Origin of the sequence: Microbacterium sp. Beta (assembly GCF_005502545.1) — a bacterium.
In the GTDB taxonomy this organism is placed as follows: domain Bacteria; phylum Actinomycetota; class Actinomycetes; order Actinomycetales; family Microbacteriaceae; genus Microbacterium; species Microbacterium oxydans.
In genome coordinates this window covers 1-18,531 of record NZ_SCOG01000006.1, presented here as the reverse complement: position 1 = coordinate 18,531, position 18,531 = coordinate 1, and the positions used below count along the sequence as shown (strand labels likewise).

The window sequence follows — 18,531 nt, the reverse complement described above, 5'->3', positions numbered from 1 at the left end:
AGTCGGCCTGTGAGCAGAACGCGAAGCCGCAGCGACTCGATCCGCGAGGACGAGGAGCTGCGGCTTCCGCGTGCCCCGGGTCTCTTCCGGCGGTTCTGGGCTCGTCACCCGCTCTTCGCCGACATCCTGATCGCGCTGATCTGCCTGTTCCTGACGCTCACTCCGGCCGCGCCCTATCCGCGCAGCACGCTGCCCGAGGCCACGTACGTCACTGTCAACATCGCCACCCTGGTCATGGTCGTGATCGGATGCAGCACCCTGCTCTGGCGCCGTCGAGCGCCGCTGGGTCCCTTCATCGCCGCCGTGATCCTGGGAACCGTCGGGCTCTTCACCGGCATGTCGGGCGGCATCGTGCTCCTGCTCGTGGCCTGCTACGGCATCGCGGTCTACAGCTCGGCCCGCCTGGCGTGGATCTGCTACGGGATCGGCGCTGCCTGGTTCCTCGTGCTCACCACGGTGCTCATGCTGAGCGGGGCCACCGTGCTCCAGGTCGGGATCGACACCGCCCTCGGCTACGCGGCGCTCGGCCTCATCGGCACCCTGGTCGGCGTGAACGTGGGTGGCCGCAAACGCTATCTCCTCGCCATCATCGACCGTTCGCGCCAGCTGCTGATCGAGCGCGACCAGCAGGCGCAGCTCGCGGCCGCATCGGAGAGAGCACGCATCGCACGCGAGATGCACGACATCGTCTCCCACTCGCTCACCGTCATCGTCGCGCTGTCCGAGGGAGCGGCGGCCACCCCCGACCGCGAACAGGCCCAGAAGGCCGCGGCGCACGTCGCGGACACCGCCAGAGGCGCACTCACCGAGATGCGCGCGATGCTCGGGGTGCTGCGCGACGATGAATCGCCGCTGCCCTTGGCCCCTATGCAGCCCGTGCCCGCACGGGACACCGTGGAAGCCGCTCAGCGCGCAGGCTATCCGGCGACGCTCACCGTGGTCGGTCAGACGGAGGTCTCCCCCGCTGTCGCGCACGCGATCGGCAGGATCGTCCAGGAGGGCGTGACCAACGCCATGCGTCACGCGCCGACGGCCGAGAGCATCAGTGTGCGCCTGGAGTACACGAGCGACGCCGTGACGATCGAGATCGTGAACGACGGCGTCTCCGGCGCGATCGGGTCGGACGGGTTCGGCATCCGTGGCCTGTCGGAGCGCGCCGCCCACGTGCACGGCACGGTGCAGTCGGCGCCGGCAGGTGGAGGACGATGGGTCCTGCGGGCGGTCCTGCCCGCATCGGGGGGCGCGTCCGTCGCACGGGCGCAGACGAGAGAGGAAGAGGGATGACGCAGAGGATCAGGGTGCTGCTGGTGGATGACCAGCAGCTCATCCGAGTCGGGTTCCGGATGGTCCTCGAATCGGAGGACGACATCGTCGTGGTCGGCGAGGCCGGAGACGGCAGGGCGGCCATCACACAGAGCGCCGTGCTCGCGCCCGACCTGGTGCTGATGGACATCCGGATGCCGGAACTCGACGGGATCGCCGCAACGGAGGCGATCATCCGGGACCGTCCGCAGACCAAGGTGCTCGTGCTGACGACGTTCGATCTGGACGAGTACGCGTTCGGGGCGATCCGGGCGGGGGCGAGCGGATTCCTGCTGAAGGACGCGCAGCGACACGAGATGATCTCCGCCGTACGCGCCGTGCATCGTGGCGATGCCGCGCTGTCTCCTCGCATCACGAGAACGCTGCTGGAACATGTGACGCCGCAGCTCGGCGCCGCCGCGGCTCCTGCACCCGCCGAGAGCTCCGCTCTCGAGTCCCTCACCGAGCGCGAGCGCGACGTCTTCGTCGCGATGGGCCGCGGTCTCACCAACGCAGAGATCGCTCAGACCCTCTACGTCGGCGAGTCCACGGTGAAGACGCACGTCGGTCGGGTCCTCGCGAAGCTCGGTGCCCGAGACAGGATCCACGCGGTGATCCTGGCGCACCGGCTCGGTCTCGTCGGCGACGAGAGCCCGCCGATCACGCGTTCGTCGGCGTCCACTCCGAGACCTGATTGAGCCGCTGCACCTCTTCGCTCGACAGTTCGAGGCGCGCCCCGGCGAGAAGATCGGGAACCTGCTCCACGCTGCGCGCACTCGCGATCGGGGCGACCACCGTCGGCTGCGCGCGAAGCCAGGCGAGGGAGGTCGCGGCGATGGAGGCATCGTGCGCATCCCCGATCTCCTCAAGGGCGTCGATGATCCGCAGTCCCGCCTCGGTCGCGTACTTCGCCGCTCCCTGCGCGCGCGGCGAATCCTGGCCCACGGTCTCTGTCGACCGGTACTTGCCCGTGAGGAAGCCACTCGCCAAGGAGTAGTAGGGCACGAGTCCGAGTTCGAACTCCTCGGCGACCGGGATGATCGAGTCCTCGACCTCGTTGCGGTGCACGAGGTTGTAATGCGGCTGCACGGCGACGGGGAGCGCCACACCCGTGCGCCGCGCGATCTCGATCCACTCACGGATGCGATCGGCGGAGTAGTTCGACACCGCCACGTGACGCACGAGACCGTCGTCGACGAGCTGTCCGAAGGCTGCGACGGTCTCCTCCAGCGGAACCGACGTGTCATCGAAGTGGGCGTAGTACAGGTCGATCTCATCGACGCCCAGACGCCGCAGCGATGCCTCGGCGGCCCGACGGACGTTCGAGGCGGCCAGACCGCGGAAGTCCGGATGCTGACTCACCTTCGTGGCGACGACCACCCCTGCGGGCTTCCGAGACGCGAGCCACTCGCCGACGATCGTCTCGCTCTCGCCGCCCTCGTTTCCCGGAACCCAGGCGCTGTACGAATCGGCGGTGTCGATGAAGTCGCCGCCGCCGTCCACGAAGGCATCCAGCACGGCGAACGAGGTGTCGCGGTCGGCTGTCCAACCGAACACGTTGCCGCCGAGCGAGAGGGGGAGGACGTCGAGGTCACTTGTTCCGATGCGAGTCATGACGATCACAACAGTCGATCCCATCGCCCGCATTCCCGGATGACGCCGTGTTGCGTCGGGGTGCCGGTCACGGCGTCGGCGTCTCGTCGTCACCGTAGAGCTGCGACGGACGGGCGACGAGCAGCGGATCCGGCGCGTGAGCGATGAGAGGATCCTTGCCGGGATAGTCGAAGCGGGTGAGGACACACCGCATCGCTTCCAGTCGCGCTCGTCTCTTGTCGTCCGACCTGATGACGAGCCACGGAAGTGCCGCGGTGTCGGTCTGGCGGAACATCGCCTCTTTCGCCGCCGTGTAGTCATCCCACCGGTCGATGCTCGCGACGTCGGTCGGGCTCAGCTTCCACTGCCTGACAGTGTCTTCGGCCCGCCGGGCGAAGCGTCGACGCTGCTCGTGCTCACTGACCGAGAACCACAGTTTGATGAGCCGTATGCCCGAACCCACGAGCATGCGCTCGAACTGCGGTGCCGTCTGGAGGAACTCCTCGTACTCGGCAGACGAGCAGTACCCCATGACCCGTTCGACCCCCGCGCGGTTGTACCAGGAACGATCCATCAGGACGATCTCGCCACCCGACGGCAGGTGCGCGACGTAGCGCTGGAAGTACCACTGCGTGCGCTCGATGTCGCTGGGTCTGTCGAGGGCGACCACACGCGCACCGCGAGGATTCAGATGCTCCATGAATCGCTTGATCGCGCCTCCTTTCCCCGCGGCGTCGCGGCCTTCGAAGAGGACGAGCGCACGTTCGGATGAGCGCTTGATGTGCGCCTGCAGTTTCAGGAGCTCGATCTGCAGCAGCCGCTTCTCGCGCTCGTACGCGGCGCGCGCAAGCTTCTCCGTGACATCGTGCCGCCCTTCCGGCGTCGTCGCTTCCGGCATGAGCGCTCCAGGGATCCCGCCTTCAGGAGGCAAGCGCAGGTGGCCGCGGCGGGGAGTCGGCCACCTGCGCCGTCTTCGACCTGGCGCATCCGCAGGACCGCCAGGAAACTCAACTGTCAGTAACATATCACCGTCTAGTGCGATACTCCGGAATGGTCTCGCCTCCGCGTGCCGCTGGGGGCAGAAGCGGGTGGGAGGTGTCGGCGGATAGGGTTTCCCCCATGGGAACGATCCAGTACGGCAACGGCGATGCGATCCACATCGAGGATCGGGCGCTCGCACATCTGAAGGTGGTCATCGCGACGAAACTGCGGCGCAACGAGAGCTTCACCCTGTCGTGGCGTCACCCTGACAGCGACTCCCCCGGGCGCTCGACGATCTGGCTGCACCCGTCGATTCCGCTCCGTTTCACCTTCGACGAACCGGAGGCGCCGCAGTTGAACCCGAAGTGGATTCAGGACCTCATGCAGTCGGCGAGCTCGACAGGCGGGATCAGCCTGATCGAAGAGGTCGTCGAGGCGCCGCCGATCGACGAAGCGAGCTGAACTCGCCCGCGCCGGACACGCAGGGAGAGGTCAGTCCGTCTTCCACACGGAGAGCAACTGCCATCCCTCCGGCACCTGACCCTCGAGCGCGGCCATGTCGTCGGCCTCGATCTCGCGAATCCCGTCGCGGCGAAGGAACTTGCCCTCGACAGAGCGCATCGACCCGGCCTTCTCCATCGTCGCCATGGCCGACACCAGGTCCCACCCTTCGGGAGCCTGAGCCGTGAGCTGCGCGCGGACCTCGACGAGGTCTTCGCCCTTGAGGGTCACGCTGTGGGCTTCGACGGGGCGGATCAGTCCTTTGAGCATCAGACCAGCCTAGGACGCCCGCGTTCCGTTCCGATGCCGGCCGTGCGACCGACGACGCCCTCGCGGGAAGCGCTCGGTCCCCGGGCGATCCCTGTCGCACTCCTATGCTCGACCTATGCGCAACTCCGTTCGGCTCGTCAGCCTCGCCGCAGCCGCGGCCCTGTCCATCACCCTCGCCGCATGCTCGGCTCCGAGCGCGGATCCGACCCCGTCTGCGACAGCCTCGACCACTCCGACCGCTCCCCCGAGCCCGACCCCGTCATCGACGCCGAGCTTCGACGCGGCGGACACGTCGACCTGGCTCATCACCGACCAGGGGATCGGCCGCGCAGAGCTCGGTTCGGAGTCGATCGTCGATGCGCTGAGCCCCACGTTCGCCCTGACCGACCACTGCGAAGACCTGGAGTACTACGAGACGGCGGAGGGCGCACAGGCCAGCTTCGGGATCATCAGTCACCCCGGAGAGAGCGGCGTGAGCGGCATCACCATTCGCGTGCCGGGCGATGTCCCCCTGTCCGGCCCCGTGGCGGCCTCACCTCTCACGAAGAGCGGCATCGGCCTGGGATCGACGTTGGACGAGCTCACCACCGCGGAACCGGACGGGGCATTCGACGCGACGCCGGGGACCTCCGGCTACGTCGTCGGTACGAGTCCTCGGTGGATGGTCTTCGAGGTCTCCGAAGCCGAGCCGTTCGTTCGCGGCATCACCGTCACGGACACGCTTCCCGCAACCGGCTTCTGCAGCTGAACTCCGACCCGGAATGCGGAGGACACGGGTGACGCGTTCCTAGTCATCTGTCTCGAACGCGAGGGTGTTTCCGTCAGGATCTTCCACCCAAGCGATGCGACCACCGCCGGCACGGGGGCCGATCCCTCGTTCGTCTTGGTCGAAACCGTCATAGCGGACGAGTACAGCGCCGGCTGCCGTCAACTCTGTGACGATCGCATCGAGGTCGTCGACGTGCCAAGTGGCGACCGTCGAGTGCGTCGACCCCGCCGTCGGGGTCTCGAAGACGTGGAGCATGGTGCCCTGCCCGCACGCGTAGAAACGGGCGCCCCCTTCGATGTCGGCGCTCGGGCCGATGCTTGCGGGCACGAGCCGCAGTATGCCTTCGTAGAAGGAAGCGGACCGCTTGATATCCTTCACGCCGATCGAAGCCCGGACCGGGTAGTCGTCTAGAGTCATGCGCCCATCCTGCTGTCAAGGGCGGGCTCTCGTCCACGCGCCGGGTCACGATCAGTGCGACGACAAAGGCCCGCATCCCCCGTGTTTCCGAGGGGATGCGGGCCTTCGTGTGTGGAGCCGACTACGGGACTCGAACCCGTAACCCCCGTATTACAAGTACGGTGCGCTACCAATTGCGCCAAGTCGGCGAGCCGCGGAATCCCGCGGATCTTGCTGAGCCTGTCCGAGTTCGGTGGTAGCCGACCCCGCACAAACCCCGCGCATTCAATGAGTTCGAATGTGCATCACTGAGTCTAGAGCGTCCGCCGCTCGGCGACCGCCAACGGTCTTGCTCATGTAAGTGTTCATCGTCAGCGAGGGGTTCGTGTGACCAAGGTACTCGGCAATGTCGCGTGCCGAGAGACCCGCCTGATCGAGCGCCGTCGCCACGGTCTTCCTGAACGAATGGAAGGTGTAGTCAGGCAGCCCCAATCGCTCGCGTGCCGCTTGCCACTCGCCCGAAGTGTTGCGACGATCGCGACGCTTCCCGAGGGGCGTCGGGAAGAGCGGAACCTCCGGGTCTCGAGACCCGGAGGTTCGCTCGAGCATCTCGGCCAGCGTCGACGGGATCGTGATTCGCCTTTCGCCGGCCTTCGTCTTGGACTTGCGCACCGTCGCCACCGAGCCTGAGACATCGGCGACATTCATACCAATCGCTTCGGTGATGCGGACGCCAGTACCGGCAATGAAGGCGATCAAGTCAGCGAGGCCTGTCGCCGCCGCCAGGTCATCGGACATGACACGCTCGAGTAGATCCGGCAGCTCATCGAGGGGAACCGCGATAGCACCGACCGCTTTGGCCTGGATCGGCGCGAGCTCGCGCACCGGATTGACCTTCACCGCGTCAGATCGGGCCGCGAGCCCCATCATTCCCGACAGGACAGCGCGCGCCTTCTTCGCCTCGCCAGGGCCATTCTCGGCGGCGATCGCGTCGAGAGTGCGCTGCAGCCGATCAGCGGTGGCTTCGGTCACCGCGAGATCACCGATGCGCGGGACGATCACCTTCCGCACGCTGTGCGCGTAGGTCTCAACCGTGCGCGGCGCCCGATCAGCCTTCGACACCAGGAACCGCTCACCAAGGTCGCGGATCCGCGTCTCACGCTTCACCTCTGATGTCGTACTCGCCTGGATGGTCGTCAGCGCCTTCTTCAGCGCCTCCTCAGCCTTCGCCTTCGACGGCGCGAACCGCTCCACCTGACGCAACTTCCCATCGTCGAATCGGTACCGAGTCCGGGCACGCCACTTTCCGGCGCCGACCTCAACAGTCGAAATCGTCCCAAAGCTACTCAGCGGAGTCCGGGGCCGTGACATCCCGTTCTCCCTCTAGCCGCTCGTTGACCCGCATCGCCTCGTAAGCCTCAAAGAAACCCTTGGCATCCATCGTCGAGACCATCTTGTCTCCACGCTCGTCCAGCAAGCGGGAGAGCGGGGAGTCGGGATGCAGGCGATCCTGCTCCGGAATCTCCTCATCGGATTCCGCATCGGTCAAAGAGTCGCGAAATCGGTGAGCCGCCATTCGGGTCTGCGCATCCTTCTCATGCTGGTCGAGAAGGTCGGCCGGTGTGATCCCAAGAACCCGCTCGGCCTCACTGCGCGCGAAGCGCGATAGAGGGTGACTTGCGTGCGCAAGGTAGGCATCGCCGAGAGACTGAGCGAGAGCTTGCTGAGCGGACTCGAATCGCTCGATGTCCTCCATGAGGATCGCTGCCCGCTCGAGAACGAACGCGGTCCCGCGCTCCAGACGCCAGGTCGTCGGACCTTCGAGTAGCGTCCTCGTCGACACTCCAAGAATGCTACTGAGCGCCTCGCCCTCCCCGATCGAAACCTTGCGATCGCCGCGCTCAATCTTCCCGATGACGGGCTGGCTCATCTCGAAGCCAAAGTCAGCCATGCGCTTGGCCACGTCAGCCTGCGACAAGCCTGACGCCTGCCGAGCCAGCTTGAAGGCGGCGGCGAACTTCTCATCCATATTCAGCGGTTGCACAGACCCGAGTGTAACGAAAGGAACTGATAGTTGTTCCCACTCGTCACAATGTTCTGATATCGTTTAGGCGCAAGAAGCTTTCGTGACAAAGGAGTGAGAGATGGATCGCACAGCGTTCGGAGAACTGCCCGAGCTCGCCACCCGCCGACAGGTCGCCGAGTTCACGCAGACGTCCGTGCCGACGCTTGCCCGCTGGGCGGGAGAAGGCAAAGGACCGAAGAGCGTCCGGCTCGGCGGAGGCTCAGCCGTCCGCTACCGGCGCGAAGACGTCCTCGCCTGGATCGAGGCGTCCTGAGATGACCACCCGCAAAGAAAAAGACCCCGATGCCGGCCAGGGCGTCGAGGTCTCCGATTCCCGAAGGAACCACTTGATGAACACCACACTATCGCCCACGTCAGCTCTCGCAAACATCCGCGAGCGTTTCGAAGCGATCACTCAGGAACAGGAGAACCTCGAGCTCGAACGGCGCCGACTCCTCGTCGAAGAGCGCGACGGATGGCGAGCCGATGGGATCGATGCCCACATAGTCTCCCAGCCCGCAGGAGGTCCGAAGCTCGCCTGTAAGCACCTCGTCGACATGCGCGAGGTGCTCAGCGACACCTCCGGCCGCAACGAATGGAAGCGAGACGTGCGGTACACGCCGATCTACGTCGGGCAAGAACCTGACCAGAGGTGGGGACCGTACGCGAATCCGTACTACCTGTGGATTCACAGAGGTACCTACGTCTGCGTTCTCGCCGACGATGAATCCGCGATCATCATCAGTGCCGCGAAGACTCGGCCGGCAAGCGGAGACCAGGTCGCCCGAGCGGCATCCCGCATACGCAACCTCGCCCGCCGTGAGCACATGCGCGCGTCGATCCACGACACCCGCGTCACCCTCACCTCACCGATGAACGAAGTCGTACACGAGGGCGACATCATCTCCGCCTTCCTCTGGCTGTGTGGACTCGACGCCAACACGATCGAGGACCGCCACCAGGCCTACTGGGAAGCCACCAACGCCAAGGAGCGTGCAGCATGACCACCAACCGCCTGTACACCGTCGCATGGATTTACGACGACACGAACGATGAGCCGTACGACCTTGAAAGCGAGCTCGAAGACGTACAGCGCGCCGACCCCGAGGGCTGGGCCGAGTTCTGCGACGAGAAGTGGGGCGAGTACAAGCCGTTCTTCTGGCCCTCGACCAAGCGGATCTACCGTTCCCGCTCCGCCGCCATGGAGCGCGCAGCCCTCATTAACCACTGGGGCGGGAATGTCATCGTCCTCGAGTGCACCCCTGAATGGGTGCCGCTCGCGCAGGCACAGCGGAAGCGCGAGATCCGCGCACACCTCAAGCGCCTCGAGGCATTGCACCGAAAGCTCGACGCCACCCAGGCCGCAGCCGACGAGGTGAGCGCCAAGATCGATGCCCTCGTCGTCGAGGGGGTGGATCGATGAAGGATCCGACAGCGAACGCCGCGTCGCGCAACGTCACCGGACAGGAGCGCGCGGCCGTCATCAACTACCACGAAGACGGCCAGCCTGCACGCCTCTGGATGGACCGTGCCACCTTCAACAAGCTCGCCACCCTCGTCGCCGTCCTGACCGACGACTCCGGCGAACGGCACATCCGATTCCGCGAGGAGAAGAAGTAGTGGGATTCAAGACCACCGAGTGGGCCTACGGACTGTCACTGGTGGGCGCCGAGAAGGAAGTCCTGCAGGCGCTCGCGCACCGTGCGGACGACAACTCGCGCTCGACGTTCGTGGGCCGCTCGGTGATCGCATCGATGACGGGACGAGATGTCCGTACGGTCTCCCGCGCGTTCAAGTCGCTCGAGGCCAAGGGCATCATCCTTCGCGAAGAACGTCGCCGCAAGGACGGCTACCGCGACACCGACATGATGACGATCAACACCTCGTGGGACGAATCTCAGGGGACACAGTGTCAGGGGACACAGGATCACCTGACAGAGGATCAGGTGACACCCGATCCGATCTCAGGGGACATGCCATCCGATCTCAGGGGACACAGTGTCAAGGCAAGTTCTAAAGAACTAGTCATACATGATCAGCCAGAGGTCATAGATACCTACGAGGCCGACTTCGGTCGGTTCTGGTCCGCATGGCCACGCAAGGTCAAGAAGCCGTACGCCTTCCGCGCATGGCTCAAAGCGATCAAGCGAGCCGCACCCGAGCAGATCATCGACGCAGCTCTCGCCTACCGAGACAATCCCGGTCGGCCCGAGATGAAGTACATCCCGCATCCCGCTAGCTGGCTCAACGCCGACTCGTGGAACGACGAGCTCGAGGACAGCCGTGAGCGCTCCGGCAAGCCCACCCCGACCGAAAGGGCGCAGGCGACCCTGCAAGCCGGCCTGAACGTCGCACAGCGCCGCCAGACGTTCGGAAACGTCACCACACTCAACCCGAAGGGGATCACCGCATGAACACCGCAGAGCTCACCGTGCTCCTCGCACGCATCCAGGTCGTCAGTAACCAGCAGGTCGACGAACTCACCATCCAGGGCTGGGAGCCGCTCCTCGACGACATCGACTACGAAGACGCCGTGAACGCAGTGAACGAGCACTTCCGCACCTCCGAGGGATACCTCATGCCCGTCCACATCCGGAAGGGTGCCGACGTCTTCCGGATGCGACGCCTAGCCGCAGAGAGGCCCACGCGGCCGGTCGGCCTATGCGGGCACACGCTGATCACCGACGTCTACTGCGAACGAGGGTGCAGCCCCGCGCTCGTGACCGCAGCGGTGAGCGGATGAGCACGAAGCACACCAGCCCCGAGTGGTCCCGCACCACCCGCACGATCCGGGCACAGGTACGTGCAGCTCATGCACGCGGTGAGCAGGTCGCGTGCTGGCGATGCGGCGGCCCACTGCCCATCAACGCGGAAGGCAAGGTCGTGTTCGATGTCGGACACCTCGACCCCAACGGCGGCGAAGGTATCGACAACGCTGCACCCGAGCACCGCACCAAGGTAGGCCAGTGCGTCGGCAACCGTGCACACGGTGGACGCATGGGCGCCGCCATCACCAACGCCAAGCGCAGCACCAAGACCACGTTCAAGCCCATCCCCTGGGCATGAGAGGAGTGACCATGACATGCAACGAGACGGTGCCCTACGCAGGCGGACAGTACGCGTGCACGAATCCTCACCGCCTCGCTGTCAGGTGGATGCACTCGAACCGTGACGGCGAGGCCTGGCTGTACTGGTACTACGACCAGCACGGCGAACCCGTCGTCATCGCGCTGTGAGCCTTTTTTAGAGCAGATCAGAGCAACCCCCGCCTACGGCTCACCACGTGCCCCTCCCCCCGAGATTTCGAATAGGTAACGACCATGATCCATCCGACGCTCACTGACTTGCAGAATGAGGCGACGTGGCTCGAGCGGCGCTCGCTCATTCCGGAGCCGCTGCACTCGACGGGCTTCGTCACCACTGAGGACTCCCGCCGAGAGTTCCTGGAGGGTGCTCGTCTGCTTCGACTCGATCAGCGACGGAACTTCGCCGGTGAGATCGTGGGGCCGACACCGATTCAGCTCGCGATCACGGACACGCTCGCAGCCGGCCTCAAAGTCAACGGCATCTTGGAGCCCCGCCGCACGACGAAGACCACGGCGGTTCAAGCGACGCTGATCGGTCGGTGTGCACTCCGCGACGACTATCTCGTGGGCTGGACGCTGGCGACGACAGGAGCGAAGGCGGGCGAGCGGTTCAAGAAGGACGTGGCCGCTCCCCTGCAGCGGCTCTACCCGGACGTGAAGGCGCGCGAGGAGTTCGTGAAGATCAGCCTGTCGAAGGGATCGGAGGGGCTGCTGTTCCGCAACGGGTCCAGCTTCGACGTGTACGCCCCTTCGGGTGATGGCTTCCGGTCGAACGCGTTCGATGTTGCGTGGGTGGACGAGGCGGGTGAGGCTGAGCTTGAGCTTGGCGAAGACCTGACCGCCGCGATCCGCCCGACGCTCCACACGCGCCATCAGGCTCAGTTCGTGTTGTCTGGGACCGCGGGCGCCTTCCGTTCGGGGCAGCTCCTGTGGGATGCGCTCACGGACGCGACAGCGGCGGTCCTGAGCCACGGCCTCCCTGATGATGTCGATCCCGACGAGCTCGAGGACTGGGAGCCGTCCGAGGAGCACCCGAAGGCGCGTGTGCGCGAGCATGTCTTGCGGGTGCATCCGGGCATCGGTTGGACGACGCCGCTTGAGGTCATCAAGGAGGACTTCGACACCCCGGCGATGCGGAAGAAGTTCCCCGCCGAGATCCTGTCCGTCTTCGCGTTGGAGGGCTCGAACACGGCGCTGCTGTCGCAGCCGAAATGGCAGGCAGCGGCGCTCCCTCTCGCCGAAGCGGGGACCACTCCCCCGCCTCGGTTCTGCATGGTGCCGTTCGTGCACCCGGACGGAACGTATGGCTCTGTCGGCGCCGCCTGGTATGGGCCGAATGAGACTGTTCACGTCGGACTCCTGCACTGGCAGACCGGCACCAACGGATTCGCCCAGAGGCTCCTGGAGCTCGGGAAGAAGCACAAGCGGGACATCGTCTACGACTCCAAGAGCGCCGCCACGGAGGTCGAGGTGCGTCAGCTTCGTGAGTCCCGCCGCGCCCCTGCCGAACGACCAGTGCTGTCCGCTGACATCGCTCGAGCCGCGATCAACCTGACGAAGCTGCTCAACGAAGGCAAGCTCCGCCACTACGACCAGCCCGAGCTCACGTCTGCCGCAGAGGTCGCGGTGAAGCGCGGGTGGAACTACGGCTCCGGATGGTCCCTCGGCCGGCCAAAGGGTCAGGAGGAACTCGATATCTCCGGCCTGGAAGCGATCGCGCTCGCCGCGTACAAGCTCTCCGACGAACGCGAGCGCGGCGATCTGGCAAACGCCATCGTCTTTGACTGATCATTTCGCCCAGCTAAAGCGGCTTTGTCTGATCAGAATGATAAGATGGACCCAGGTTCCTAGATCGGATCAGCCTTGGGTGTCTTCTCGTTTCTCACTGGTGGCGTGCGACTGACTCAGTCCGCAGCCCCGATGCTCGCGTCTCCCTACTCGGGTGATCACCTGGCTCAGGCCATCGTGTCCGACTACTTCGGTCAGCTCCCCGGCGAGATGGTGGACCGAACGGTTGCCCGACGAGTCCCGGAGGTTCGTCGCGCACTCGCAGCACACCAGGCACTCGTGACGAAGCTGCGGTTCGAGAAGTACACCGCAGGCACCCCTGTGGCTCGCGCCGAGTATCAGCCGTACTGGGTCAGCTCGTGTGACTATCCCGGGATGAGCCGATGGCTCGCCGTGAAGAAGCTCGTCGAAGAGCTGTACTTCGAGGGCTTCGGTGTCCTCGGGTGCCGCCTCGACACGGAGGGTCTGGTCTACGACTGGATCACTGTGCCCCGCCACCTCTGGTCCGTTGATCAGAAGACTCAGGGAATCGTGATCGACGAGCAGGTACCCGCGGAGTTCCGGATGCGGCCGGTCGTCGTCCCCCTCGGTAGCTCTGGTGTCATGGTCGACGGCATCGACTCCATTCGGCAGGCCCGCAAGATCGAGATCGCACGCCAAGCGCGCCTGGACAGCCCGCCTGCCGCTACCGAGCTGCACGTCACCGACACCGCGTACGACAACATGGAGCGCGAAGAGCAGCAGACCCTCATCGCGAACTACAAGGAGGGCCGCAATAAGTCCTCCATCTCCGTCACGCCGTCATACATCGAGGTGAAGGAGCGCGGGACCACCGGCACCCTTGACCTCTTCGAAGAGGCCAAGAACTCCGTGCGCATCGATCTGGCCATGCATACCGGCGTTCCTCTCAACTTCGTGGGCGCCACGAAGGAAGGCGGCGGCGCCGGCAACGTCCAGTACCAGAACGTGAACGGCGAGGCGTCCGAGCTGTGGACGTTCGGCTCCTCCGAGTACGCGACCGCGATCGCCGCCGCGCTGTCCGCTGATGTCGTCGTGGGTGAAGGTGCAGAGGTCCGCGCCGACGCCTCCGCCTTCGCAGTACCCGCCCCGCTGTCCATCGACCCGGAGGCGGGCGACAACGCCACCTCCACGGAGGTAACCGAATGACCACTCAGGAAGCGGGACTCTTCTCCCGCGTCGCCGACACACGCACCGTCAAGGGGCTACTGCTCCCCTTCGGAGAACTCAGCCGGCCCAGTCTCTCCAAGACCGAGCCGGTGATGTTCTCCGCCGCATCGGTCACACTCCCCCGCGACCCCAGCGCCGTCACCCTCAACGACGAGCACGACCGCTTCAACCCCATCGGCCGCGCGACGTCGCTCGAGGTCACGGACGCGGGTGTGGTCGCGGAGTTCTCGATCTTCAACACCGACGAGGGTGACGCCTACCTGGCGAACCCGACGAAGCGGAAGCTGTCCGCCGAGCTGGGATCACTCATGCGCGCCGGCGCCAAGGCAGTCCGCTCCCGCCTCACCGGAGCCGCGGTCTGCACCGAGGGTGCATTCGAGTCCGCCGCCCTCTTCTCCCTCGCTCCCGGTGTCTCGGCCGAGTTCGCCGAGGAGGTGCCCTCGTCCGACGAGTACAGCGCCCCGGAGTCGTCGACGAGCTCGGAGTACACGACCGAGTTCACCGACGACGAGGGCGTGCGCTGGCGTCGCGTGGAGACGTCGAAGCGTGAGACCACCGTCACCAAGATCACCGACTCCGCGCCCGTGGATGAGGACACCCCGAAGAAGGAAGAGACCATGACTGCATCTGCCGCGGGCCAGACCCCCGCTCCGCTCGTGACGCCCGTCGTCGAACCCGCTGTCCAGGAGGTGGATCTCCACGCCGTCTTCTCGACCATGGCCGCCGTGAAGGCCGGCGTCCAGGTCGAGGACAACGAGACCGCACTGTTCGAACTCGCTGACATCAAGACGACCGGCGCCGGCGCACTCCCCGCCGAGGGCGTCATTCAGCCCGCATGGGTGGGAAAGCTCTGGCAGGGCAAGGAGTACGTGCGCAAGTACCTCCCGCTCAACAACCACACCTTCGGTCCCATCGAGATCGGTGGCCGCGCAGGCTTCCGCCTCGACGGCACCGAGAACCTGGTTCAGAAGACCAACGGCGAGAAGACTGAGCTGCCGACTGGTTCCGCCACCACGTCGAAGCGCAGCAGCACGCGCGATCGTTTCGGCTATGCGGCCGACGTCGCCGCGGAGTGGTCGTACCTCTCTGGCGGTGCTGAGGTGCTGGAGTCGTTCTGGAAGGGCGTGGCGAACTCCTATGCCAAGGTCACCGACCTGGAGGCGCTCGCCACCATGTTCCACGTCGCATCCCGTGACGAGGGTGCCGCGCTCTCGCGTCTTGTCGCCCCCGGCTCCCTTCCCGCTGGCACCCCGGCCAACTCGCAGTACTACCCGGGAGTGGTCCAGCTCATCCAGGCCATCGAGGCCATCACGGATGCGGACGACGACCCGGCCTGGGCTGTCGTCAACCCGGTCCTGTGGCAGCAGCTCATCTTCACGCCGAAGGATCTGCTGCCCGAGTTCGTCTCACTCGCAGTCGGTGTGGGCACGGGTGAGGCGAACGTGGATGGCAAGGTCGTCGTCCGGAAGGCTCCGCAGTCGGCGTTCATCGGCACCAAGACGACCGACCCGCAGGTCATGGCCGGCTCGAAGAACGCGATCGAGTTCCGCGAGCTCGGCACCACGCCGATCCAGATCGACGCACTGAACGTCGCGAAGTTCGGTGTCGACCGCGCCACGGTCGGATTCCTGGAGACGTTCGTCGTCCGCCCCGAGGCGACCGTCCTCATCGGGACCAAGGCCGCCTGACCATGGAGTGGTACACCGCGTCGGACGAGGCTTCTCGGGATCGTCTCGAGGATGCCTGGTCCGACGCGGCCTCCATCGACGAGGAGCTCTGCGAGATGCTCCTCGAGGTCGCTCGCGGCGACGTTCTGGCGTATGCCCCGGCCGAGACGCCCGCCGAGCAGGTGACCCGCCTGCTCACCGTCCTCGGATACCCCGCGGCCACGATCTCGCTCGTCGTGGCCGCGCTGGGCGAAGTCGTGCCAGGAATCCCCGCTCGGTACGTCTTCGCCCAGTTGCAGCAGGCCAAGAACCTGTTCAACGCCGGGCGCATCGTCGGCAACCAGGCTGGCCCTGACGGCTACTCCTTCGTACCGCGACCGCTGTCGAAGGAGATCCAGAAGGTCATCCGACCACAGTCAGGAGCCGCTCGTGTTCTCTGACATCGCCGGCGTACGGGCAGCGCTGAAAGAGCGCCTCGCCCCGTCACTGCCGACGACGTGGGCGATCGAGGAGAACCTCAAGCAACCGCCCACCGAGTACCGTTCGCCGCTCATGACCTTCGAGTTCACCCGTTTCGACTCCGCACCGGACGGGCAGGCACTCGGCCCAGGGCAGGTCGGAGCAGCCGTCGATCTGGTCCTCGGTTCGCCGATGACGGCCGAAGAGAAGGGTGAGGACGATGTAGACCAGCTCGCCCTCACCCTCGTCCAGGTCATCGACACCCAGTCCGACATGTACTGGTCCACCGCCGAGAAGCAGCGACTCGACACGGGTCAATGGGTCTGGCGCATCCACACCATCGTTCTCACCGAATCCAAGGAGCAGTAGTCATGCCGAACATCACGAACAAGGCCTACATCGGGCAGGCAGGCACCATCATCCTCGATGGCGATACCCAGTTCGGTGTCACCGCCTTCGGCCTCGTCCCCACGACCCCGCGAGAGACTGTCCCGGACATCTCCGGCGACGTGCAGGTCATCACGGGCAAGCCGACCTGGGTCGCCAACATCGAGTTCCACCAGGACCACATCACAGACGGCTCCCTGTCGCGGAAGTCCCCCGAGATGGCCGGCACGGTCATCGCCTTCACCTACACGCCGCAGGACGGCGGAGAGGGTCGTTCCGGGAACATCCGTTGGGAGGACGTGCCCTTCGGTGGCAACACCGGCCGACACAGCGTGTCTCAGGCTCTCGGTGTCGTCGGTCAGCCGACGATCATCCCTCCGGCCGGAGGCTGACGTGCACTCGGGGCGGATCAGTCTTCTGATCGATTCGCCTCTGCGGGATCTGCTCATTGCTCTGCGGGCAGTCCCCGCGGAGGCCCGTAAGCACGTCACCGCGCACACGCGAGCGAACGCTGAACCCATCTGGACCGAGGAGACCCGGGACCGTGCCGCGACCCGCCTGCAACAGCGGGCGCTCGTGAACACGGCCCGGGTCGGCGTCGCGACTCGGAACATCTACCTCCGCTCTGGCGGCGTCGGCAAGCTCTCGAGCGGAACCCCCGCCTCTGTCGTCGCGTTCGGAGCCGAGTTCGGCGCGAACCCGGACAAGCAGATCACGCAACGCTCGCGAAAGGGCAAGCCGTACAAGCGCCGTCTCGGGAACGTGTTCGGCGCTCCACGGCGCGGCGGAAACGTCGTCTACCCCGCTGCACGCGAAGCCACCCCCCGTATCGCCTCGGTGGCGATCCAGTCCGCCTATCGAGCACTCCTCGACGCTTTCGACGGGAAGAAGTGATGGCCAAGGTCCACGAGATCGGCATCGGAGCCGACACCCGCCAGTTCGAAGACCGGATCAAGTCCGGCGTCATCAAGCCGACCGAAGACGCTGCCGACGCGATGGACCGCCTCGACGAGGCTGTCGGGGGCGCAGGTACGGCGAGCGGCAAGGCCGGCGATCAGGTCGCCAGCTTCGCCGACAAGCTCGCTGACGCCGCACGCAAGGCAGGCAAGAGCGATGACGAGATCCGCGATGCCCTCAAACAGATGGGTGTCTCGGCCGATGAAGCCCGACGCGCGGTCGACAAGCTCGGCGACGACTTCAAAGACACCGGTCGCCAGGGTGAGCGCGCCACCGGCGAGGCCGAGAAGGGCGTCGACAAGCTCGAGGACGCGCTGAAGAAGGCGCAGCGCGAGACGAAGGAGCTCGGCGACAAGGCCGACGATGCCGGCGACAAAGCACGCCGAGGCATGGAACGGGCCGAGGAGGGCGTCAAAGACTTCAAGGAAGAAGCGCAGCAATCCGCCCGAGAGACCGCAGCCAGCTTCGACGGCTCCTTCGAGTCGATCGCCGACCTCGCCCAAGAGGTGGCCGCGAACGCCTTCGCAGGATTCGGCCCAGCTGGCGCCGCCGCGGGAATCGCGGTCGCGGCCGGCCTCGGTGTCGCGGTCGACCAGTTCAACAAGATCAAGGAGGTGTCGGAGGATGCGCTCCAGTCGGCGTTCGACTTCGCCTACGGGATCGGCGCGGCGTTCGACGCGGCCGACAAGATCTCCGCGGTTGAGAGTTGGACCAGCGACCAGGAGAAGTACAAGCAGGTTCTCGACCTCACCGTCGCCTCCGGCTGGGATCAAGTCGACGTGATCGACGCTCTCGTGGACGGTGGCGACAAGCTCGACCGCCTCACGGAAGCGTACGCCGCGAATGGGGCTGCTTCCGGCCTCACGCATGGGCGACTGCAGGAGCTCGACGCGGTGCTCCCGTCGATTCAGAACGGACTCGATCAGGGTGCACGTGCGGCGCAAGCCCAGGCCGAATACCTGTACAAGCTCGCGCAGGAGGCTGGTACCGCCACCGGTGAAGTCGACGCCCTAGGGAACACCATCTTCAAGCTCCCGGGGGATGTCGAGGTGGCCGTGAACGCCAAGACGCAGCAGGCGACGACCGACATTCAGCGAGTTGGGGATGCGGCCAACAGCGTCC

At 65.7% G+C, this 18,531-nt stretch carries 25 protein-coding genes, 1 tRNA gene and 1 pseudogene; 20 read left to right on the top strand and 7 right to left on the bottom strand.

Features of this window, described 5'->3' with window-relative positions:
* The first annotated feature begins 9 nt into the window (after positions 1-9).
* A complete protein-coding gene (locus FFS56_RS08010; protein WP_052748588.1) occupies positions 10-1,284 on the top strand; it encodes a histidine kinase in 1,275 nt (424 codons plus the stop codon).
* Complete coding sequence (locus FFS56_RS08005; protein ID WP_046746538.1) at positions 1,281-2,000, top strand: response regulator transcription factor; 720 nt, start codon at positions 1,281-1,283, stop codon at positions 1,998-2,000. Before FFS56_RS08010 ends, FFS56_RS08005 begins: the two co-directional genes overlap by 4 nt.
* Here FFS56_RS08005 and FFS56_RS08000 read toward each other — a convergent pair.
* Entirely contained in the window at positions 1,963-2,916 is a 954-nt protein-coding gene (locus FFS56_RS08000; protein WP_046746556.1) for an aldo/keto reductase, read from the bottom strand. The two genes, FFS56_RS08005 and FFS56_RS08000, sit on opposite strands and share 38 nt — an antisense overlap.
* 67 nt (positions 2,917-2,983) lie before the next feature.
* Positions 2,984-3,748, bottom strand: a pseudogene (gene ppk2 / locus FFS56_RS07995) (polyphosphate kinase 2); the annotation flags it as partial.
* Positions 3,749-4,014: 266 nt separating this feature from the next.
* Between ppk2 and FFS56_RS07990 the strand changes: the two are divergent.
* Positions 4,015-4,338, top strand: a complete 324-nt coding sequence (locus FFS56_RS07990; RefSeq protein ID WP_061018027.1) for a hypothetical protein — start codon at positions 4,015-4,017, stop codon at positions 4,336-4,338.
* A 30-nt stretch (positions 4,339-4,368) separates the two neighbouring features.
* On the opposite strand, the gene FFS56_RS07985 is transcribed toward FFS56_RS07990, so the two are convergent.
* Positions 4,369-4,647 (bottom strand): hypothetical protein, encoded by a 279-nt coding sequence (locus FFS56_RS07985; protein WP_127012514.1) that lies wholly within the window; start codon positions 4,645-4,647, stop codon positions 4,369-4,371.
* A 115-nt stretch (positions 4,648-4,762) separates the two neighbouring features.
* Here FFS56_RS07985 and FFS56_RS07980 point away from each other — a divergent pair, with 115 nt between their 5' ends.
* Positions 4,763-5,395 carry a hypothetical protein gene (locus FFS56_RS07980; protein ID WP_127012515.1) on the top strand — a complete coding sequence of 211 codons (633 nt, stop codon included), beginning with the start codon at positions 4,763-4,765 and terminating at the stop codon, positions 5,393-5,395.
* A gap of 39 nt (positions 5,396-5,434) precedes the next feature.
* Here the strand turns inward: FFS56_RS07980 and FFS56_RS07975 are convergent, their stop codons facing one another.
* The 4 genes from FFS56_RS07975 to FFS56_RS07960 form a co-directional block, all read right to left on the bottom strand.
* A complete protein-coding gene (locus FFS56_RS07975; RefSeq protein ID WP_127012516.1) occupies positions 5,435-5,833 on the bottom strand; it encodes a VOC family protein in 399 nt (132 codons plus the stop codon).
* 112 nt (positions 5,834-5,945) lie between these two features.
* Positions 5,946-6,021 (bottom strand) — tRNA-Thr (locus tag FFS56_RS07970).
* Positions 6,022-6,097: 76 nt separating this feature from the next.
* Entirely contained in the window at positions 6,098-7,066 is a 969-nt protein-coding gene (locus FFS56_RS07965) for a site-specific integrase (protein ID WP_249352966.1), read from the bottom strand.
* Positions 7,067-7,154: 88 nt separating this feature from the next.
* The gene (locus FFS56_RS07960) at positions 7,155-7,856 is read right to left on the bottom strand and encodes a helix-turn-helix transcriptional regulator (RefSeq protein ID WP_212742667.1); all 702 of its coding nucleotides are present in this window, start codon (positions 7,854-7,856) and stop codon (positions 7,155-7,157) included.
* Positions 7,857-7,956: 100 nt separating this feature from the next.
* Between FFS56_RS07960 and FFS56_RS07955 the strand changes: the two genes are divergently transcribed.
* The 16 genes from FFS56_RS07955 to FFS56_RS07885 form a co-directional block, all read left to right on the top strand.
* On the top strand, positions 7,957-8,151 hold the full coding sequence (locus FFS56_RS07955) for a helix-turn-helix domain-containing protein (protein ID WP_137771908.1): 195 nt from the start codon (positions 7,957-7,959) through the stop codon (positions 8,149-8,151).
* Positions 8,152-8,227: 76 nt separating this feature from the next.
* Entirely contained in the window at positions 8,228-8,881 is a 654-nt protein-coding gene (locus FFS56_RS07950; protein ID WP_137771907.1) for a hypothetical protein, read from the top strand.
* On the top strand, positions 8,878-9,300 hold the full coding sequence (locus tag FFS56_RS07945; protein ID WP_137771906.1) for a hypothetical protein: 423 nt from the start codon (positions 8,878-8,880) through the stop codon (positions 9,298-9,300). The genes FFS56_RS07950 and FFS56_RS07945 overlap by 4 nt, the downstream gene beginning before the upstream one ends.
* Positions 9,297-9,497 carry a hypothetical protein gene (locus FFS56_RS07940; RefSeq protein WP_137771905.1) on the top strand — a complete coding sequence of 67 codons (201 nt, stop codon included), beginning with the start codon at positions 9,297-9,299 and terminating at the stop codon, positions 9,495-9,497. Before FFS56_RS07945 ends, FFS56_RS07940 begins: the two co-directional genes overlap by 4 nt.
* Positions 9,497-10,291 (top strand): helix-turn-helix domain-containing protein, encoded by a 795-nt coding sequence (locus FFS56_RS07935; protein WP_137771904.1) that lies wholly within the window; start codon positions 9,497-9,499, stop codon positions 10,289-10,291. The genes FFS56_RS07940 and FFS56_RS07935 overlap by 1 nt, the downstream gene beginning before the upstream one ends.
* The gene (locus tag FFS56_RS07930; RefSeq protein WP_137771903.1) at positions 10,288-10,620 is read left to right on the top strand and encodes a hypothetical protein; all 333 of its coding nucleotides are present in this window, start codon (positions 10,288-10,290) and stop codon (positions 10,618-10,620) included. The genes FFS56_RS07935 and FFS56_RS07930 overlap by 4 nt, the downstream gene beginning before the upstream one ends.
* Positions 10,617-10,943, top strand: coding sequence for a hypothetical protein (locus tag FFS56_RS07925; protein ID WP_137771902.1), 327 nt, complete (start codon positions 10,617-10,619; stop codon positions 10,941-10,943). The genes FFS56_RS07930 and FFS56_RS07925 overlap by 4 nt, the downstream gene beginning before the upstream one ends.
* Before the next feature lie 11 nt (positions 10,944-10,954).
* Positions 10,955-11,113, top strand: a complete 159-nt coding sequence (locus FFS56_RS20495) for a hypothetical protein (RefSeq protein WP_171010969.1) — start codon at positions 10,955-10,957, stop codon at positions 11,111-11,113.
* Positions 11,114-11,197: 84 nt separating this feature from the next.
* Positions 11,198-12,751, top strand: a complete 1,554-nt coding sequence (locus FFS56_RS07920; RefSeq protein WP_137771901.1) for a hypothetical protein — start codon at positions 11,198-11,200, stop codon at positions 12,749-12,751.
* Between the two features lie 105 nt (positions 12,752-12,856).
* On the top strand, positions 12,857-13,918 hold the full coding sequence (locus FFS56_RS07915; protein ID WP_137771900.1) for a hypothetical protein: 1,062 nt from the start codon (positions 12,857-12,859) through the stop codon (positions 13,916-13,918).
* Positions 13,915-15,627 carry a hypothetical protein gene (locus FFS56_RS07910; RefSeq protein ID WP_137771899.1) on the top strand — a complete coding sequence of 571 codons (1,713 nt, stop codon included), beginning with the start codon at positions 13,915-13,917 and terminating at the stop codon, positions 15,625-15,627. The genes FFS56_RS07915 and FFS56_RS07910 overlap by 4 nt, the downstream gene beginning before the upstream one ends.
* Positions 15,628-15,629: 2 nt before the next feature.
* Positions 15,630-16,046: a hypothetical protein gene (locus FFS56_RS07905; protein ID WP_137771898.1), complete on the top strand. Its 417-nt coding sequence runs from the start codon at positions 15,630-15,632 to the stop codon at positions 16,044-16,046.
* Positions 16,036-16,434, top strand: coding sequence for a hypothetical protein (locus FFS56_RS07900; protein WP_137771897.1), 399 nt, complete (start codon positions 16,036-16,038; stop codon positions 16,432-16,434). Before FFS56_RS07905 ends, FFS56_RS07900 begins: the two co-directional genes overlap by 11 nt.
* Before the next feature lie 2 nt (positions 16,435-16,436).
* Positions 16,437-16,844 (top strand): hypothetical protein, encoded by a 408-nt coding sequence (locus tag FFS56_RS07895; RefSeq protein ID WP_137771896.1) that lies wholly within the window; start codon positions 16,437-16,439, stop codon positions 16,842-16,844.
* A 1-nt stretch (position 16,845) separates the two neighbouring features.
* On the top strand, positions 16,846-17,346 hold the full coding sequence (locus tag FFS56_RS20665) for a hypothetical protein (protein WP_212742666.1): 501 nt from the start codon (positions 16,846-16,848) through the stop codon (positions 17,344-17,346).
* The coding region (locus tag FFS56_RS07885; RefSeq protein ID WP_212742665.1) for a hypothetical protein at positions 17,346-18,531 on the top strand (1,186 nt) is incomplete at its 3' end. The genes FFS56_RS20665 and FFS56_RS07885, both read left to right, overlap by 1 nt.

What these genes read in the sequence shown, in the direction of transcription:
- FFS56_RS07940 (WP_137771905.1), top strand. Translation starts at nt 9,297, where the DNA reads ATGAAGGATCCGACAGCGAACGCCGCGTCGCGCAACGTCACCGGACAG.
- FFS56_RS07990 (WP_061018027.1), top strand. Translation starts at nt 4,015, where the DNA reads ATGGGAACGATCCAGTACGGCAACGGCGATGCGATCCACATCGAGGAT.
- FFS56_RS07950 (WP_137771907.1), top strand. Translation starts at nt 8,228, where the DNA reads ATGAACACCACACTATCGCCCACGTCAGCTCTCGCAAACATCCGCGAG.
- FFS56_RS07945 (WP_137771906.1), top strand. Translation starts at nt 8,878, where the DNA reads ATGACCACCAACCGCCTGTACACCGTCGCATGGATTTACGACGACACG.
- FFS56_RS07985 (WP_127012514.1), bottom strand. Translation starts at nt 4,647, where the DNA reads ATGCTCAAAGGACTGATCCGCCCCGTCGAAGCCCACAGCGTGACCCTC.
- FFS56_RS07975 (WP_127012516.1), bottom strand. Translation starts at nt 5,833, where the DNA reads ATGACTCTAGACGACTACCCGGTCCGGGCTTCGATCGGCGTGAAGGAT.
- FFS56_RS07930 (WP_137771903.1), top strand. Translation starts at nt 10,288, where the DNA reads ATGAACACCGCAGAGCTCACCGTGCTCCTCGCACGCATCCAGGTCGTC.
- FFS56_RS07920 (WP_137771901.1), top strand. Translation starts at nt 11,198, where the DNA reads ATGATCCATCCGACGCTCACTGACTTGCAGAATGAGGCGACGTGGCTC.
- FFS56_RS07905 (WP_137771898.1), top strand. Translation starts at nt 15,630, where the DNA reads ATGGAGTGGTACACCGCGTCGGACGAGGCTTCTCGGGATCGTCTCGAG.
- FFS56_RS07895 (WP_137771896.1), top strand. Translation starts at nt 16,437, where the DNA reads ATGCCGAACATCACGAACAAGGCCTACATCGGGCAGGCAGGCACCATC.
- FFS56_RS07955 (WP_137771908.1), top strand. Translation starts at nt 7,957, where the DNA reads ATGGATCGCACAGCGTTCGGAGAACTGCCCGAGCTCGCCACCCGCCGA.
- FFS56_RS07925 (WP_137771902.1), top strand. Translation starts at nt 10,617, where the DNA reads ATGAGCACGAAGCACACCAGCCCCGAGTGGTCCCGCACCACCCGCACG.
- FFS56_RS07980 (WP_127012515.1), top strand. Translation starts at nt 4,763, where the DNA reads ATGCGCAACTCCGTTCGGCTCGTCAGCCTCGCCGCAGCCGCGGCCCTG.
- FFS56_RS20495 (WP_171010969.1), top strand. Translation starts at nt 10,955, where the DNA reads ATGACATGCAACGAGACGGTGCCCTACGCAGGCGGACAGTACGCGTGC.
- FFS56_RS08005 (WP_046746538.1), top strand. Translation starts at nt 1,281, where the DNA reads ATGACGCAGAGGATCAGGGTGCTGCTGGTGGATGACCAGCAGCTCATC.
- FFS56_RS07910 (WP_137771899.1), top strand. Translation starts at nt 13,915, where the DNA reads ATGACCACTCAGGAAGCGGGACTCTTCTCCCGCGTCGCCGACACACGC.
- FFS56_RS08000 (WP_046746556.1), bottom strand. Translation starts at nt 2,916, where the DNA reads ATGACTCGCATCGGAACAAGTGACCTCGACGTCCTCCCCCTCTCGCTC.